Below are 13,425 nucleotides of genomic sequence, written 5' to 3'. Positions count from 1 at the left end.
CGCGGCTCCATTGCTCGCGTCCCCGCCCGGCGGGCGGAACGGACTGTGGGTGGAACGGGATGCTGCGGCCGGCAGGCCGCGGACCGGCCCGGCGCCCCTCATACCGGCGCTCTTCGTGCCTGCGCCCCTCATGCCGGCTCCCGCAGCGCACGGGAGAGGGGAACGTCCGCGGTCACGGTGACCGCCGACGGGTCGAGGTCGCCGGGCGCGGGCATGACGCTGCCCGGCAGCTGCACGGCGGCGGCCCCGTGGGCGACGGCCGAGGCGAGCGCCTCCTCCCCGTCGCCGCCGGCGGCGAGGAACCCCGCCAGCGAGGCGTCCCCGGCCCCGACGTTGCTGCGGACCACCGCGACCCGCGCGTGCCCGAAGTACGCGCCCGAGCCGTCGACGAGCAGCTGCCCGTCCGCGCCGAGGCTGGCCAGCACCGCCCGCGCGCCCAGGGCGCGCAGCTCCTCCGCCGCCTTCAGCACGTCGCCGACCGTCGCCAGCGGCCGGCCGACGGCCGCCGCCAGCTCCTCGGCGTTGGGCTTGACGACGTCCGGGCGCATCGCGAGCGCGGCGAGCAGCGAGGGGCCCGACGTGTCCAGGGCGACGCGGGCTCCGGCGCGGTGGGCGCGGGCGACGAGTTCGGCGTACCACGCGGGCGGCAGGCCGCGCGGGAGGCTGCCGCAGCAGGCGATCCAGCGGGCGTCGGCGGAGCGGGCGCCGACCGCGTCCAGCAGCGCCTCGGACTCCGCGGGGGTGAGCGCGGGCCCGGCCGCGTTGATCTTGGTCAGCGTCCCGTCCGGCTCGGCGACCGAGACGTTGACGCGGGTCGAGCCGGCGATGCCGACGCCGGCGACCTCGATGCCCTGCTCCCCCAGCAGCCGTCCGAGCAGCGTGCCCTCGGGGCCGCCCATCGGCAGTACCGCGACCGTGCGCCGCCCGGCGGCGGCCACCGCCCGCGAGACGTTGACGCCCTTGCCGCCGGGGTCGACCCGGTCCGCGGTGGCCCGCAGCACGGCGCCGCGGTCGAGCGCGGGGATCTCGTACGTACGGTCCAGGCTCGGGTTCGGGGTGACGGTCACGATCATGCGCGTACTACTTCCGTGCCCGCGCTCTCGATCGCGCGGGCCGCTTCGGGGCTGAGTCCCTGGTCGGTGATGAGCAGGTCGACATGGGAGAGGTCCCCGAAGCGCGCGAAGTTCCGCTGCCCGTACTTCGAGGAGTCGGCGAGCAGCACGACACGGCGCGCGGCGGCGATCATCGCCCGCTTCACGGCCGCTTCCGCGAGGTCCGGGGTGGTGAGCCCGCCGTCGGCGGAGAAGCCGTTGGCGGCGAGGAACAGCACGTCGGCGTGGATCTCGCTGTAGGCGCGCAGCGCCCAGGCGTCCACGGCGGCGCGGGTGCGGTGCCGGAGCCGGCCGCCGACGAGGTGCAGGGTGAGGTCCGGGTACTCCGACAGGCGCGCGGCGATCGGCAGGGCGTGCGTCACCACGGTGAGGCGCGAGTCGATGGGCAGGACGGCGGCGAGCCGGGCCGCGGTGCTGCCCGCGTCGATGACGACGCTGCCCTCGGCGGGCAGTTCGGCCAGGGCGGCGCGCGCGATCCGGTCCTTCTCGCCGGCCGCCGTCGCCTCGCGCTCGGCGAGGTCGGGCTCGAAGTCGAGCCGTCCGGCGGGGATGGCCCCGCCGTGGACACGCTGGATCACCCCGGCCCGGTCCAGCGCCTTGAGGTCGCGGCGGATCGTCTCCGGCGTGACGTCGAACTCCTCGGCCAGCGAGGGGACGTCGACGCTGCCGAGATCGCGGGCCCGCCGCAGGATCTCTTGCTGCCGTTCCGGGGCGTACATGTGGTTCTGCCTCCGCCTCATGCCCGAGTGTGTTGCTATGCCGCCACCGTACCGACGGTTCGACGCGAAGTAAACACAAACAGGCATGCGACGGATGCATTCGGACATGATCGGGCAGGAGAGCACCCGCAACGGGCCCGCGGACCGCTCCGGATCACTCCCGAACCGCGACCGGACCGCGACCGGACCGCGACCGGACCGCGACCGGACCGCCCGCGAACCGCCCCGGATCGCGTCCGGACATGGCCGAACCCCGGCGCGGGGGGGGTTGCGCCGAGGTTCGGGTTCAGGGGCGGCGGGACGGACCCGCCGCGGGTCAGGCTGCCTCGTACTCCAGGCCCGTGTCGCGGGCCATGCGCTTGAGGTCGGCCAGGGCGTGCTTCTCGATCTGCCGGATGCGCTCGCGCGTCAGGCCGTGCTGCTTGCCGACCTCGGTCAGCGTGCGCTCGCGGCCGTCCTCGATACCGTACCGGGACCGGATGATCGAAGCGGTGCGTTCGTCAAGCCGGCCGATGAGCTCCTCGAGCTCCTCGCGGCGCAGCATGACGAGCACGGACTGCTCGGGAGAGGCGGCGGCGCCGTCCTCCACCAGGTCCCCGAACTCGGTCTCGCCCTCCGCGTCGACCGACATGTTCAGGCTGACCGGGTCACGGGCCCAGTCGAGCACGTCGTGCACGCGCGACGGCGTCGAGTCCAGCTCGGCGGCGATCTCCTCGTGCTCCGGGTCGCGGCCGTGCTCACGGTTGAACTCGCGCTGCACGCGCCGGATGCGGCCCAGCTCCTCCACCAGGTGGACGGGGAGCCGGATCGTGCGGGACTGGTCGGCTATCGAGCGGGTGATGGCCTGGCGGATCCACCAGGTCGCGTACGTGGAGAACTTGAAGCCCTTGGCGTAGTCGAACTTCTCGACGGCGCGGACCAGGCCCGCGTTCCCCTCCTGGATGAGGTCGAGCAGCGGGAGGCCGCTGCGCGGGTAGCGGCGGGCGACCGCGACGACCAGGCGCAGGTTGGACCGGATGAAGACGTCCTTGGCGCGCTCGCCGTCGGCGACCAGCGCTTCCAGCTCCTCGCGGTCGGCACCGGCTCCGGCACCTTCGGCAAGCTGCGCGTCGCCGGAGAGGATGCGCTCGGCGTAGACGCCGGCCTCGATCTCCCGGGACAGTTCGACCTCCTGCGCGGCGTCGAGCAGCGGGGTGCGTGCGATCTCGTCCAGGTACATGCCCACGAGGTCACGGTCTGCGGCTTCCCCGCCAACGGCGCGGACGCTGCTGGTCCCGCCTGCGGAACGACGGGCGACGGCACGGGTTGCCATGCGTGCTCCCTTGCGAAGGTTCGGTCGGGTGTCGGTTGGAGCGGAACTTCGAACACTGCCTTTCGGCTGCCCGCTCTGATCTGGATAACGACTGGAATCCGGACACAATTCCCATGTCGATCACTGAATCTCGCGATCTTGCAGTACCCTGTGCCGCTACATCGGGGCACGGAGCGCTGCCAGGGGCCGGGAAGTGCAGGTCAGGGCCGGTCGTGGAGCGTTTCCGGCGCCTTGCGGCCGTCACCGCCGCCCACGGCGGTGAGATGCCGCTCACATCAGCAGGCCGGTTCCGCCCCTGCCGGGTCGCCCGCCCCGGGCCTCGTCGCCCGTGGCTGCTCTCCTACCCCCAAGACGGCCGGTACCGCATATTGGTTGCCCAAACGGACCAAGAAGGCCCCGAAGGGGTGCAGGGCAGCCACCCGGCACAGGGAAGCCACCGGGAACGGGGAAGGGCCCCGCCTCCGGAATCCGGAGGCGGGGCCCTTCCCCGTGTACCGCGTACCGCGTAGTGACTACGGGCCGGCGCTGATCCTGATCAGTGAGCGATGACCGGGATCGGCAGGCCCTCGGCCAGCTCGTCCTCCAGGCTGATGCCCTGGTCCTCGCTGCCGGGGACGCCCGTGTTGATGAGCACCGCGGCGATGAGGGCCGCGAGCACCAGTGCGCCGAAGGCCCACCAGATCGCGACCGAGAAGCCGTGCACGGCCGCCTCGTTCACGAAGCCGACCTTGCCGAGCTTCCCGGCGGACGCCGCGTTGGAGGCGATCCAGGAGGTCGTGGCGCTGGCCGCGATCGTGTTGAGGAGGGCGGTACCGATGGAACCGCCGACCTGCTGCGAGGTGTTGACCATCGCCGAGGCGATGCCCGAGTCGCGCGGCTGGACGCCGTGCGTCGCCAGGCTCATCGCCGGCATGAACGCCGAACCCATGCCGAGACCCATCAGGATCAGGCCGGGAAGGACGATGCCCGCGTAGTTCGGGGTGGTCGAGATCTGCGTGAGGATCAGCATGCCGACGGAGGCGACCAGGAAGCCCGGCGCCATCAGCATGCGCGGCGGCACGCGGAGCATGAGCCGGGTGCCGATCTGGGTGGAACCGACGATCATGCCGCCGACCATGGGCAGGAACGCGAAGCCGGACTTCATCGCCGAGTAGCCCAGGATGTTCTGCAGGTAGAACGTCAGGAAGAGGAACAGACCGAACATGCCGATGATCGCGATACCGAGCGACAGGTAGACGCCGCCGCGGTTGCGGTCGGAGATGACGCGCAGCGGGAGCAGCGGGGCCTTCGCACGGCTCTCGTAGAACACGAACGCCGCGAGCAGCACGACGGACGCGATCAGCAGGCCGATCGTCTTGGTGTCGCTCCAGCCGTCCTCGGCCGCGACGGTGAAGCCGTAGACCAGGGAGACCAGACCCAGGGTGGAGAGGACCACGCCGGGGATGTCGAGACGGTTGGTGTTGCGCGAGCCGGCCGGCTCGTGCACCACGAGGTAGGCGCCGACGGCGGCGACGACCGCGAAGGCGATGTTGACGAAGAGCGTCCAACGCCAGTTCAGGAACTCGGTGAGGACGCCGCCGAGGATCAGGCCGACAGCGGCGCCGGCACCGGCGATGGCACCGTAGACGCCGAACGCCTTGGCGCGCTCCTTGGCGTCGGTGAAGAGCACCGCGAGCAGCGACAGGGCGGCCGGCGCGAGCAGTGCGCCGAACGCACCCTGCAATGCGCGGGCGCCGAGCAGCATGCCGGTGTTGACGGCCGCGCCACCGATGGCGGACGCGGCGGCGAAGCCGAGCAGGCCGACGATGAAGGCGTTCTTACGGCCGAACAGGTCGGAGATACGGCCACCGAAGAGCAGCAGTCCGCCGAAGGCGAGGCTGTAGGCCGTGATGACCCACTGCTTGTTGGCGTCCGAGATGCCGAGGTCCGTCTGCGCGGAGGGCAGGGCGATGTTCACGATGGTCGCGTCGAGCACGACCATCAGCTGAGCGATCGCGATGAATATGAGGGCTTTCCAGCGCCGGGGATCCGGCTGCAGGGTTTTCTCGGGTGTTGCAGGCATGGCTGTACTCACTAAGGGTGCGGAGGGGCAGGGAAATGGGGACGTTTGTGGGAATTCGTCAGCGTTGCTGCTGCAGGTCCTCCAAGGTCACGGCGGAGCCGGGCAGCGCCGACCGTGCCGGGGCGCGCAGCCCATCGAGGAAGATCTGCAGGTGACGGTGCACGAACCGGTCCATGTCCATGCACGCCTTACCCGGCAGCGGTCGCGTGAGCTGCGTGATCGCGACCATGAGATCCCCGACGGCGATGTCGGGGCGGAGTTGGCCAGAGGCTCGCGCTCTGTCCATTATGTCCTCGATCGAGCGGTTCAGCCGATCGCGGGCAGCGAAGATCGCCGGATGGTTGCCGTCGAAGGCCTCGGAGAGCATCGGACACAGGGCGCCGACCCGGTCCTCCGCCGACTCGAAGACGAAGCGCCGCAGCGCTTCGAAGGCGTCCGGCTCCTGTGCGACGGCCGCCTCGGTCCGCTCGGTGATGCGCGCCATCACCGACAGGACCACCTCCCGGACGAGTTCGGCCCGGTCCGCGAAGTGCCGGTAGAGCGTGGCGTTGCCGACGCCGGCGCGGCGCGCGACCTCGTCCAGCGGGACCTCGGCCCCGTGCTCGACGAAGGCCTCGCGCGCGGCGGCGACGATCCGCTCCCGGTTGCGTGTGGCATCTGCCCGCAACCGGGGGGAACGCGATGTCACAGCGCTGCCGACCACCGGACACTCCTTCTGGCTCTCAGCCCTCTGGCGAAGTGGATGGGAAGCGGGGAATCACTCCCCGCTTCGTTCTGACACCAGTCTAAACGGGGAGAGGGTCCCCAGTTATTTCAGGTCCTCCGTGTGACCTGCGGCACATCCTCAAGGATCGGTCGCGGCAACCTCGAGAGCTTTCATTGAATCTTCAAGAAGTGGACGTAGGATGGACAGCATGAAATGGCTGACCGAAGAAGAGCAGGCCTCCTGGCGCGCGTACGTGCACGCCACGACGCTGCTGGAGGACCACCTCGACCGGCAGCTGCAGCGCGACGCCGGCATGCCGCACATGTACTACGCGCTGCTGACCACGCTCTCCGACGCCCCGACCCGGCGGATGCGGATGACCGAGCTGGCCCAGCAGACGAAGATCACCCGCTCGCGGCTGTCGCACGCCGTCACCCGGCTGGAGAAGAACGGCTGGATCGCCCGCGAGGACTGCCCCTCCGACCGCCGCGGCCAGATGGCCGTCCTCACCGACGAGGGGTACGAGGTGCTGGTGCGGACCGCCCCCGGGCACGTCACCGCCGTCCGCTCGGCGATCTACGACCGCCTCACCCCCGAACAGGTCGAGCAGCTCGGCGAGATCTCCCGCATCATCGCCGAGGGCCTGCAACCGGAAGGCGCCGACCTGCCCTGGCTGCGGTGAGCCAGGGCCGATCGGCGCCTCGGTACGCGATACGTCGGTGACTACTCGACGACGATCTCGACGGTGATGTTCCCGCGGGTCGCCTTCGAGTACGGGCAGACGCCGTGCGCCTGCTCGACCAGCTTGCGGCCGACCTCGCCCTCGAGCTCCGTCGGCAGCTCCACGCGCAGCGTGACGTCGAGCTCGAAGCCGCCGTTGGCGGCGTCGGCGCCGATGCCGACCTCGGCGGTCACCGAGATGTCCTTGGTGTCGACCTTCGCCTCACGCCCCACCAGCCCGAGCGCGCTGGAGAAGCACGCCGCGTAGCCGGCCGCGAAGAGCTGCTCGGGGTTGGTGCCCTTGCCGCTCCCGCCCAGCGCCGGCGGCATCGCCAGCTGCAGGTCCAGCTGACCGTCCGAGCTCACGGCCCGGCCGTCGCGTCCGTTGGCCGTGGCCACAGCGGTGTACAGCGCACTCATCGGAACCATCCCTCTCCACACGTCACGTCCCGGTTGCCCCGGGCCGCCCTGGGCACTACTAGAGCACACAATTAAATTGTGCACAACTAAAGGGTACGCTGGACACATGAGGACGACCGAACCGGCACCCGCCGAATACCTGCGCCTGGACAACCAGATCTGCTTCGCCCTGCACGCCGCGTCCCGGGCGTTCGGCACCCTCTACCGGACGGCGCTGCGCGACCTCGCCCTGACGTACCCCCAGTACCTGGTGATGCTGGTCCTGTGGGAGCACGGCGAGCTGCCCGTGAAGAAGATCGGCGCGTACCTGCGCCTGGACTCCGGCACCCTCTCCCCGCTCCTGAAGCGCCTGGAGGCCGCCGGCCTCGTCCAGCGCGAGCGCAGCGCGCTCGACGAGCGCTCGGTCACCGTCCGCCTCACGGCCGCGGGCGACGCCCTGCGCGAGCGGGCCCAGCGGGTCCCGGAGCAGATCGCGTCGGCCACCGGCCTCAGCCTGACCGACCTGACCGACCTCCGCACCCGCCTCACCGACCTGACGGCCACCCTGGACGCGGCCACCCCCGAGGCGGCGGCCGACTGACCCCGCCCGCCCCGCCCGACACCGCGGCCCCGGACACCCGCCAGCGCCGCACCCCCCGAATCCGCTAACCTGTCCTCACCCCGCCCCAGTAGCTCAGGGGATAGAGCACAGCTCTCCTAAAGCTGGTGTCGCAGGTTCGAATCCTGCCTGGGGCACCAAAGTAGTTTTATTCGAACCTTCGACACCCCGAACGGGGGTAGGAAGGTGAGCAGAGAGACCCCCAGCCAGCGTGCTGGGGGTCTTCTTGTTGGCGGACGAGGCCGGGCGCTCCAGGGCTTCACGCAGCCTGGCCTGCCCCTCGGTCCGATCAACCAGGGCCGTCTGCCCCGCCTCCAAGACGTCTCCGTCAAGCAGCGTGTCGAACGGTTCGGCGTACTCGCTGTGGACGCCGTCCTCGTCGATCATGAGGTGCGTGAAGAACGCCTGGTTGAACAGCCTGCGTAGCTGAGGATCAGCTGCCAGGTAGGCAGCGTGACAGTCGCGGGCAAGGTCGAGTGCGCGTGTGAGGTTGGTCTCGATAGCGTCGAAGGTGGCCGTCGCCGCGCCGAGCCTTACCTCGATGGCCGTGAGCTGGTCGGTGATGCGCTGCTGCTCGCTGGCGATGAGGTCCATCGGCACCGCACCGCTGTAGATCGCTTCGAGAAGCTTCTGACGCTGCGCGGTGAGCTTCGCTTTCTCGGCCACGAGCTGCTTGTGCTCGTCTTCGGCTTCCTTGCGGTGGGCGGCAAGTTCGCTTCGGAGTCCCTCCTCGATGGCCTCGCGGAGTTCAGGGGCGAGCCGGACACTGCTCCAGTGGTCCTCGACCATCTTCTCGATCTTGGTGATGAGCAGTGCCTTGCGGGTGCAACTGGTGGTCTTTTGGTGCCGTCCCAGACAGACGAAGTACGGGTAGACCACGCCGTGGCGGTTCGCCGATGTTCTGGCGCAGCACCCGGCCGGTAAGTCGTTCCGGCTGATGTTCGTGCCGGAAGGGCTGCCGGTCGCCGAGGACGAGGTTCTCGTCCAGGTCGTCAAGGCGGAAGAGGGCGTCATCGAGCTGCGTCCGCGCAAGCTGAACGAACTCAGCCTCGACGACATGGTCCATGCGACCCAGGTACTCGACCCGTCGGACGACGAGTTCAACGAGTACGCCACGTCGCCGATGGCCGCCAGTTGCCTGAAGCGTCGGGGCCTGCACGGCCAGACTGTCCACATCTACGACTGATCGTGGACGCCGCTGAATACGCGGCTGCATCACGCTTCCTCGGGCGCCTGTGGTCGGCAGTTCTGCCGACATACAGGTTGCCCGAGGAAGGGCAAGAAGTAGTCCACATTCCCGCAGCGTTTGAAGTGGCAAGTCTTCACGGCATGCCCCTGCCTTTGGCGGGTCAACGCTCAACGGAACAGACCGTGGCGCTGGTTGACGAAGCGGGATTTCACCGCGAGGTCGCCAATGATGCAATCGTGACCGCATACCAAGAACGGCCTCGCACGCGCGTCTATGAAGGTATGGATGTGCGTAGTGACGGCTGGTACAGCGTTGCTGCCATTCAGTTGGCCCGGCTCGCTCGCTGTCGCGTCGTGTGCAGCATGTACGAGTCCGATTCGGGTGACCGAAACCTGGGCGCTCATGAGGATGAGTGGCTGGGGGAGATCGTACAGATGCGTGGCGCAAAAAGCTGGACGCTCTGGCCAAGAGCGGGCGGCGATCCCCGGGAGGTGCTCACGCAAGCGGGTGACGTTCTTCTGCTCCCGCGAGGCATCGAGCATGCCGTAAGTACCCCCGACTACTCAGTTCACCTGGTGTTCGCATTCGTCACTGGCGAACCCATCAGGTAGGAAACCTCACAGTTGAAAGGAACACCCCGACCGTCCAACCAAGACGGCGGGGTTTTCTCATTTCTGGCATTTCCTCAATCTAGACCACATATCTCTTCGAAAAACAGAAATTAATAGGCGGCAATACGAAGACCCCGTTGTGATGGCCATCACAACGGGGTCTTCGTATATGAGAATCGGGGCATCAGATCAAGGATGGTCGCCGGCCTGCGGTTGAGTTGCGTCTTTCAAGAAGGTCGAGGTCTGTCCCACTGGTACAGAGCATCCAGGAAGCGTTGCAGCAGCGCTTCCTCTGCCATCGTGTGGACTGGCCCCGGGGGTGGCTTGGTGGCTCCTGGGATGCGTACTGGCATGGTGCTGAGCGGCGGCGGTTTCGCTGCCCTGTCCAGTCCGAGTTCCGCCCACACGATTTTCCCTCCGGCGTGCGGCCAGAAGACATCCCACTGTTTGCACGTCGCCCCGATGAGCATCAGGCCGCGCCCGCCCTCGGCGTCGTCATCGGGGTTCTTGGTCACGGGCGCTTCGCTGCTCCGATCCCAGACGTCCAGGACCAGACTCGTGCCGGTTGAGCGGATCTGCACCCCGATGACGTGCTCTGCCGTGACGTCCCATGACTTCGGTTCCGGGTTGGTGAGTCCCGTCGCCTGCACGGCGTTGGTGACGAGTTCCGAGACCACCAACTCCGCTGTCTCGACGTAGTCGGCCAACTTCCAGCGCGTCAGCGTCAGACGGACGAACGCGCGCGAGCAGTTGGCAGCGGTCGGCACTGCGGCCAACTGCAGGCTGCTGGTGTAGACCCAACCGCGGTTCGGTGACGCTGGCTGCTCCTCGGTCACGACTCGATCACCTCGAAGACCTCAGCGTCTGCATCCAGTTCCAACTTCATGAGCAGGTGAATCTGCAACAGCGGATGAAGTGCCAGATGGTCCATGGACGGTACGACCACGTGGTGGCCACCGACGCGGGTGAGTTCAGCGACCAACGCCCCGAACACTCTCGTGCAGCCTGGTACGAACTCTTGAAAGGTCGTGGCGTACCGGTAGCCTTCGGAGACGGCGAAGAGTTGGAGACCACGCTCAAGTGCAAGCAACTCGTCGTCGGTCTGGCTTCGCTGGATGCGCATGTACCCGTAGATCAGGGGACGTTCTTGGTCGATCACGCGCGCCGCCCCTGAACTACCCAGATACGAGCGCCGGTTTCCTGCTCGATGTGCTGGCGCATGGCGTCCTGGAGGCCGGGCAGCCGAGCGAAGTGCCAGAGCGAGGGGACGATGATGTCCTTGACGTCGTGGCGCTTCAAGGAGTCGAGCATCACGGAGAACGCGGATTCCGAACACCTGATGTTCTCCGTGAACACCTGGTCGAGCGCAAAGCCTTCGCGCTGGGCGTACGCGGTCAACTCTCGCTTCACGCGCTCGGATTCGTCGTCCGTTTCCTCGATGCTCACGACGCGCATGTAGCCGTAAATTGCAGGTCGCATGAAGTCCCCTTTCGCCGCTTCGAAGCCGGTCCAGTGACGGGCTTGGGGCCAGGCGCCGTTGGACCGGCATAACGGCAAGAAAAGCCCCTTGACCTGCGGAAACCCAGAGCGAAGGAGGGGCAAGAACGACGCAAAAATGAGGCAAGGGCGGCCTTGACCTGCGTAAACGGCCCCCGGGTGGCTATGGTGGGTACGCCCCCGAGCCCCGGGAGGGAAGTGCGATGGCGGCCAAGCGCATGCGGCTCGCTCAGCGTCGCAAATCTGCGGGATACAGCCAAGAGAAGCTCGCCGAGCGACTGGGCATCGAGCGCTCGACGGTCGTGCGCTGGGAGACGGCCGAGAGTGAACCTCAGCCCTGGGTACGTCCCAAGCTCGCCGCCGCGCTCAACGTGACGCTCGACGAGTTGGAGTCTCTGCTCGACGACGTAATGGTCATCCAGGCGAAGCCCAGCCAGCGCATGAGCTACGTCCTGGAACACCCTTCGTCAGTCGACTTGGTGGCAGTCGCCTACCTGCACGAGCGGATTCGCCAACTCGACGAGCGGTACGACAGAGCACCCTCGACGGCCCTGCTCGGACCCGCCGGCCAGGTCCACGGGCAGGTGAAGTTCCTTAGAGAGAACGCAACCAACCCCCGCGTGCGCAAAGCCCTCTTCGAAGTCGAGGCGGAGTCGGCCACGTTCATGGGGCAGCTCGTCTGGGACGTGAGCCAGCGGCGGGACCACGACGCACCGGTCGCCTACCTGGATGAGGCGGTGACCGCGGCCCGCCAGGTGCGTGATCCGTACGCCGAGGCATACGCGACGCTGCGCAAGAGCTTCGTGGCGCTCTACGGGGAGAAGGATCCCCTCAAGGGCGCGACGCTCGCAGGACAGGCGGCGGAGGTCGCACGATCCGCCAGTCCTTCCCTTACCGGGCTGAGTTTGCTTCACGTGGCCGAGGGCTACGCCATGAGCGGCGACCTCAAGTCATGTGAGAAGGCGCTGACGAAGGCAGAGGCACAACTCGACCAGGTCGGTGCCGACGACGTAGCGGCTGAGTACTACACGATCAACGAGTTCAGCCGCCTGTCGGGCTCGTGCTACCTGTTCTTGAACCTGCCCGAGCGTGCCGAGCCCATCCTGCGTATGACCGCCAGGGCGCTCGCCGCGAAGCAGAAGAGCCAAGCCATCGCGCTCGGGAATCTCACCTTGTCGCTGATCCGCCAGCGTAAGCTCGACGAGGCGGCGACCACCATGCACCGGACGATCGACGCCGTGGAGCTGACACGGGGTGGCGGGGGTCTTAACCTGGCATTTGCCGCTGGACGAGAGCTTCGACAGTGGCGGCACGAGCCGTGGGTGCAGGACGTCAACGATCGTCTTCTGGCCCTCATGGCGGCGATCTGACGGGACCGGTAGGGGCGCATGAGCAACATCGACCAGGCCAAGGAAGCCGTCCGCGACAAGGTGTGGCGCCTACTCGAACGTGAAGGCGCAGTGCCAGAAGGCTCGTACGGCAAGATCCCCGGGTTCTACGGGGCGGAGGCGACGGCCGACCGCCTGGCCGAGCTGGACGCGTGGAAGCGGGCCCGGACGATCAAGGCGAACCCCGACTGGGCCCAACTACCGGTCCGTATCCGCGCCCTCAAGGACGGCAAGCTCCTCTATATGGCCGTCCCGAGGATGGCGAGCCTCCAACCGTTCTTCTTGCTGGACCCCGAGACGCTTGAGCTACCCGTCGAGCAGGCCGCGGAGAAGAAGGGCGCTGCACAGGTTGCTCGCCGGGTCGGCGTCGAAAACATGCGCCCCATCGACGTGGTGATCTGCGGCAGCGTCGCGGTCAACCGTTCCGGCGCACGCATCGGCAAGGGTGCCGGGTACTCCGACCTGGAGGTGGCGCTCCTGATCGAGGCGGGCCTCGTGACAGACGAGACGGTCATCGTCGCGCCTGTGCACCAGCTCCAGGTGGTTGACGAGGAGATCCCCGAGACAGAGCACGACTTCAGTGTCGACCTGATCGTCACACCCGACGAGGTGATTCAGTGCCCTGGGCGTCGCCGGCCCCCAGGGCTTGTCTGGAACGACCTCACGCCGGAAAAGATCGAGGCGATTCCTGCATTGGCTGCGCAGGCAATCTTTCGGCAGAAAGGACAGAGTTGAAGGAATCACAAGGGCAGGTGTACGAATGGCCGCATTCAACTTTAGTATTTCCGGTTTTGGGTAATTGCTCTATAGTTATTTCAGGATATGAGATATTTTTTGTCGCAAAACTGGTTGAGAGACGTTATGGCGGCTCGCGAAAGATGCCTGTCGGGCGCGCCGGTCACACTACGTGATGGCATGGGTGGTGTGCGCCGGGGGCGCGGTCTGTCAGTGCGTCCGGCTAGGGTTACTTCAAGCCGCGAGACAGCGGGTAGTGATGCGCTCGGTAGGTCCGCAGTTCAGGAAAAGTGCGGTGTTGGCGTGTACCAGGAAGGACGAGTTACTCGATGTCTCGCTTGACGTTGCCCCAGCTG

General features: G+C 67.7%; 16 protein-coding genes and 1 tRNA gene. 8 read left to right on the top strand and 9 right to left on the bottom strand.

The features are described from left to right. Positions 1-128: 128 nt before the first annotated feature. From pfkB to ABZ721_RS01335, 5 genes are all read right to left on the bottom strand, one after another. Positions 129-1,073 carry a 1-phosphofructokinase gene (gene pfkB, locus ABZ721_RS01355; protein ID WP_358786462.1) on the bottom strand — a complete coding sequence of 315 codons (945 nt, stop codon included), beginning with the start codon at positions 1,071-1,073 and terminating at the stop codon, positions 129-131. After that, positions 1,070-1,831 carry a DeoR/GlpR family DNA-binding transcription regulator gene (locus ABZ721_RS01350; RefSeq protein ID WP_358786637.1) on the bottom strand — a complete coding sequence of 254 codons (762 nt, stop codon included), beginning with the start codon at positions 1,829-1,831 and terminating at the stop codon, positions 1,070-1,072. Before ABZ721_RS01350 ends, pfkB begins: the two co-directional genes overlap by 4 nt. A 316-nt stretch (positions 1,832-2,147) precedes the next feature. Beyond that, on the bottom strand, positions 2,148-3,143 hold the full coding sequence (locus ABZ721_RS01345) for a sigma-70 family RNA polymerase sigma factor (protein ID WP_358786461.1): 996 nt from the start codon (positions 3,141-3,143) through the stop codon (positions 2,148-2,150). 535 nt (positions 3,144-3,678) lie between these two features. Further along, positions 3,679-5,205: an MFS transporter gene (locus tag ABZ721_RS01340; RefSeq protein WP_358786460.1), complete on the bottom strand. Its 1,527-nt coding sequence runs from the start codon at positions 5,203-5,205 to the stop codon at positions 3,679-3,681. 58 nt (positions 5,206-5,263) lie between these two features. Then, a complete protein-coding gene (locus ABZ721_RS01335; RefSeq protein WP_358786459.1) occupies positions 5,264-5,908 on the bottom strand; it encodes a TetR/AcrR family transcriptional regulator in 645 nt (214 codons plus the stop codon). Between the two features lie 202 nt (positions 5,909-6,110). Here ABZ721_RS01335 and ABZ721_RS01330 point away from each other — a divergent pair, with 202 nt between their 5' ends. Continuing rightward, positions 6,111-6,593: a MarR family transcriptional regulator gene (locus ABZ721_RS01330; protein ID WP_358786458.1), complete on the top strand. Its 483-nt coding sequence runs from the start codon at positions 6,111-6,113 to the stop codon at positions 6,591-6,593. 41 nt (positions 6,594-6,634) lie between these two features. Here the strand turns inward: ABZ721_RS01330 and ABZ721_RS01325 are convergent, their stop codons facing one another. Next, a complete protein-coding gene (locus ABZ721_RS01325) occupies positions 6,635-7,051 on the bottom strand; it encodes an organic hydroperoxide resistance protein (protein ID WP_358786457.1) in 417 nt (138 codons plus the stop codon). A 106-nt stretch (positions 7,052-7,157) separates the two neighbouring features. Between ABZ721_RS01325 and ABZ721_RS01320 the strand changes: the two genes are divergently transcribed. The 5 genes from ABZ721_RS01320 to ABZ721_RS01300 all read left to right on the top strand — a co-directional run bounded on the left by ABZ721_RS01320 (position 7,158) and on the right by ABZ721_RS01300 (position 9,449). Continuing rightward, complete coding sequence (locus ABZ721_RS01320) at positions 7,158-7,631, top strand: MarR family transcriptional regulator (protein ID WP_358786456.1); 474 nt, start codon at positions 7,158-7,160, stop codon at positions 7,629-7,631. 82 nt (positions 7,632-7,713) lie between these two features. After that, positions 7,714-7,789: transfer RNA gene (locus tag ABZ721_RS01315), tRNA-Arg, on the top strand. 313 nt (positions 7,790-8,102) lie between these two features. Next, positions 8,103-8,573, top strand: coding sequence for a hypothetical protein (locus ABZ721_RS01310; protein ID WP_358786455.1), 471 nt, complete (start codon positions 8,103-8,105; stop codon positions 8,571-8,573). A gap of 13 nt (positions 8,574-8,586) precedes the next feature. Beyond that, positions 8,587-8,835: a hypothetical protein gene (locus ABZ721_RS01305; RefSeq protein ID WP_358786454.1), complete on the top strand. Its 249-nt coding sequence runs from the start codon at positions 8,587-8,589 to the stop codon at positions 8,833-8,835. A gap of 2 nt (positions 8,836-8,837) precedes the next feature. Next, complete coding sequence (locus ABZ721_RS01300; RefSeq protein ID WP_358786453.1) at positions 8,838-9,449, top strand: cupin domain-containing protein; 612 nt, start codon at positions 8,838-8,840, stop codon at positions 9,447-9,449. Between the two features lie 227 nt (positions 9,450-9,676). Here the strand turns inward: ABZ721_RS01300 and ABZ721_RS01295 are convergent, their stop codons facing one another. The 3 genes from ABZ721_RS01295 to ABZ721_RS01285 are packed head-to-tail and all read right to left on the bottom strand — an operon-like array spanning position 9,677 to position 10,928. Further along, the gene (locus ABZ721_RS01295) at positions 9,677-10,285 is read right to left on the bottom strand and encodes an ATP-binding protein (RefSeq protein WP_358786452.1); all 609 of its coding nucleotides are present in this window, start codon (positions 10,283-10,285) and stop codon (positions 9,677-9,679) included. Continuing rightward, on the bottom strand, positions 10,282-10,608 hold the full coding sequence (locus tag ABZ721_RS01290; RefSeq protein WP_358786451.1) for a hypothetical protein: 327 nt from the start codon (positions 10,606-10,608) through the stop codon (positions 10,282-10,284). The genes ABZ721_RS01295 and ABZ721_RS01290 overlap by 4 nt, the downstream gene beginning before the upstream one ends. Beyond that, positions 10,605-10,928: a recombinase family protein gene (locus tag ABZ721_RS01285; protein WP_358786450.1), complete on the bottom strand. Its 324-nt coding sequence runs from the start codon at positions 10,926-10,928 to the stop codon at positions 10,605-10,607. Before ABZ721_RS01285 ends, ABZ721_RS01290 begins: the two co-directional genes overlap by 4 nt. Before the next feature lie 221 nt (positions 10,929-11,149). On the opposite strand from ABZ721_RS01285, the gene ABZ721_RS01280 reads away from it, so the two are divergent. Beyond that, positions 11,150-12,316: a helix-turn-helix domain-containing protein gene (locus ABZ721_RS01280; protein ID WP_358786449.1), complete on the top strand. Its 1,167-nt coding sequence runs from the start codon at positions 11,150-11,152 to the stop codon at positions 12,314-12,316. A gap of 18 nt (positions 12,317-12,334) precedes the next feature. Further along, the gene (locus ABZ721_RS01275) at positions 12,335-13,069 is read left to right on the top strand and encodes a 5-formyltetrahydrofolate cyclo-ligase (RefSeq protein ID WP_358786448.1); all 735 of its coding nucleotides are present in this window, start codon (positions 12,335-12,337) and stop codon (positions 13,067-13,069) included. Positions 13,070-13,425 lie beyond the last annotated feature (356 nt).

It is taken from the genome of Streptomyces sp. NPDC006733 (assembly GCF_040636125.1).
Taxonomy (GTDB): domain Bacteria; phylum Actinomycetota; class Actinomycetes; order Streptomycetales; family Streptomycetaceae; genus Actinacidiphila.
This window is presented reverse-complemented; position numbering and strand designations above follow the sequence as displayed.

Bases quoted from the DNA above. Each gene is read 5' to 3' on its own strand.
- pfkB (WP_358786462.1), bottom strand. From the start codon at position 1,073: ATGATCGTGACCGTCACCCCGAACCCGAGCCTGGACCGTACGTACGAG.
- ABZ721_RS01350 (WP_358786637.1), bottom strand. From the start codon at position 1,831: ATGTACGCCCCGGAACGGCAGCAAGAGATCCTGCGGCGGGCCCGCGAT.
- ABZ721_RS01345 (WP_358786461.1), bottom strand. From the start codon at position 3,143: ATGGCAACCCGTGCCGTCGCCCGTCGTTCCGCAGGCGGGACCAGCAGC.
- ABZ721_RS01340 (WP_358786460.1), bottom strand. From the start codon at position 5,205: ATGCCTGCAACACCCGAGAAAACCCTGCAGCCGGATCCCCGGCGCTGG.
- ABZ721_RS01330 (WP_358786458.1), top strand. From the start codon at position 6,111: ATGGACAGCATGAAATGGCTGACCGAAGAAGAGCAGGCCTCCTGGCGC.
- ABZ721_RS01325 (WP_358786457.1), bottom strand. From the start codon at position 7,051: ATGAGTGCGCTGTACACCGCTGTGGCCACGGCCAACGGACGCGACGGC.
- ABZ721_RS01320 (WP_358786456.1), top strand. From the start codon at position 7,158: ATGAGGACGACCGAACCGGCACCCGCCGAATACCTGCGCCTGGACAAC.
- ABZ721_RS01305 (WP_358786454.1), top strand. From the start codon at position 8,587: ATGTTCGTGCCGGAAGGGCTGCCGGTCGCCGAGGACGAGGTTCTCGTC.
- ABZ721_RS01285 (WP_358786450.1), bottom strand. From the start codon at position 10,928: ATGCGACCTGCAATTTACGGCTACATGCGCGTCGTGAGCATCGAGGAA.
- ABZ721_RS01280 (WP_358786449.1), top strand. From the start codon at position 11,150: ATGGCGGCCAAGCGCATGCGGCTCGCTCAGCGTCGCAAATCTGCGGGA.
- ABZ721_RS01275 (WP_358786448.1), top strand. From the start codon at position 12,335: ATGAGCAACATCGACCAGGCCAAGGAAGCCGTCCGCGACAAGGTGTGG.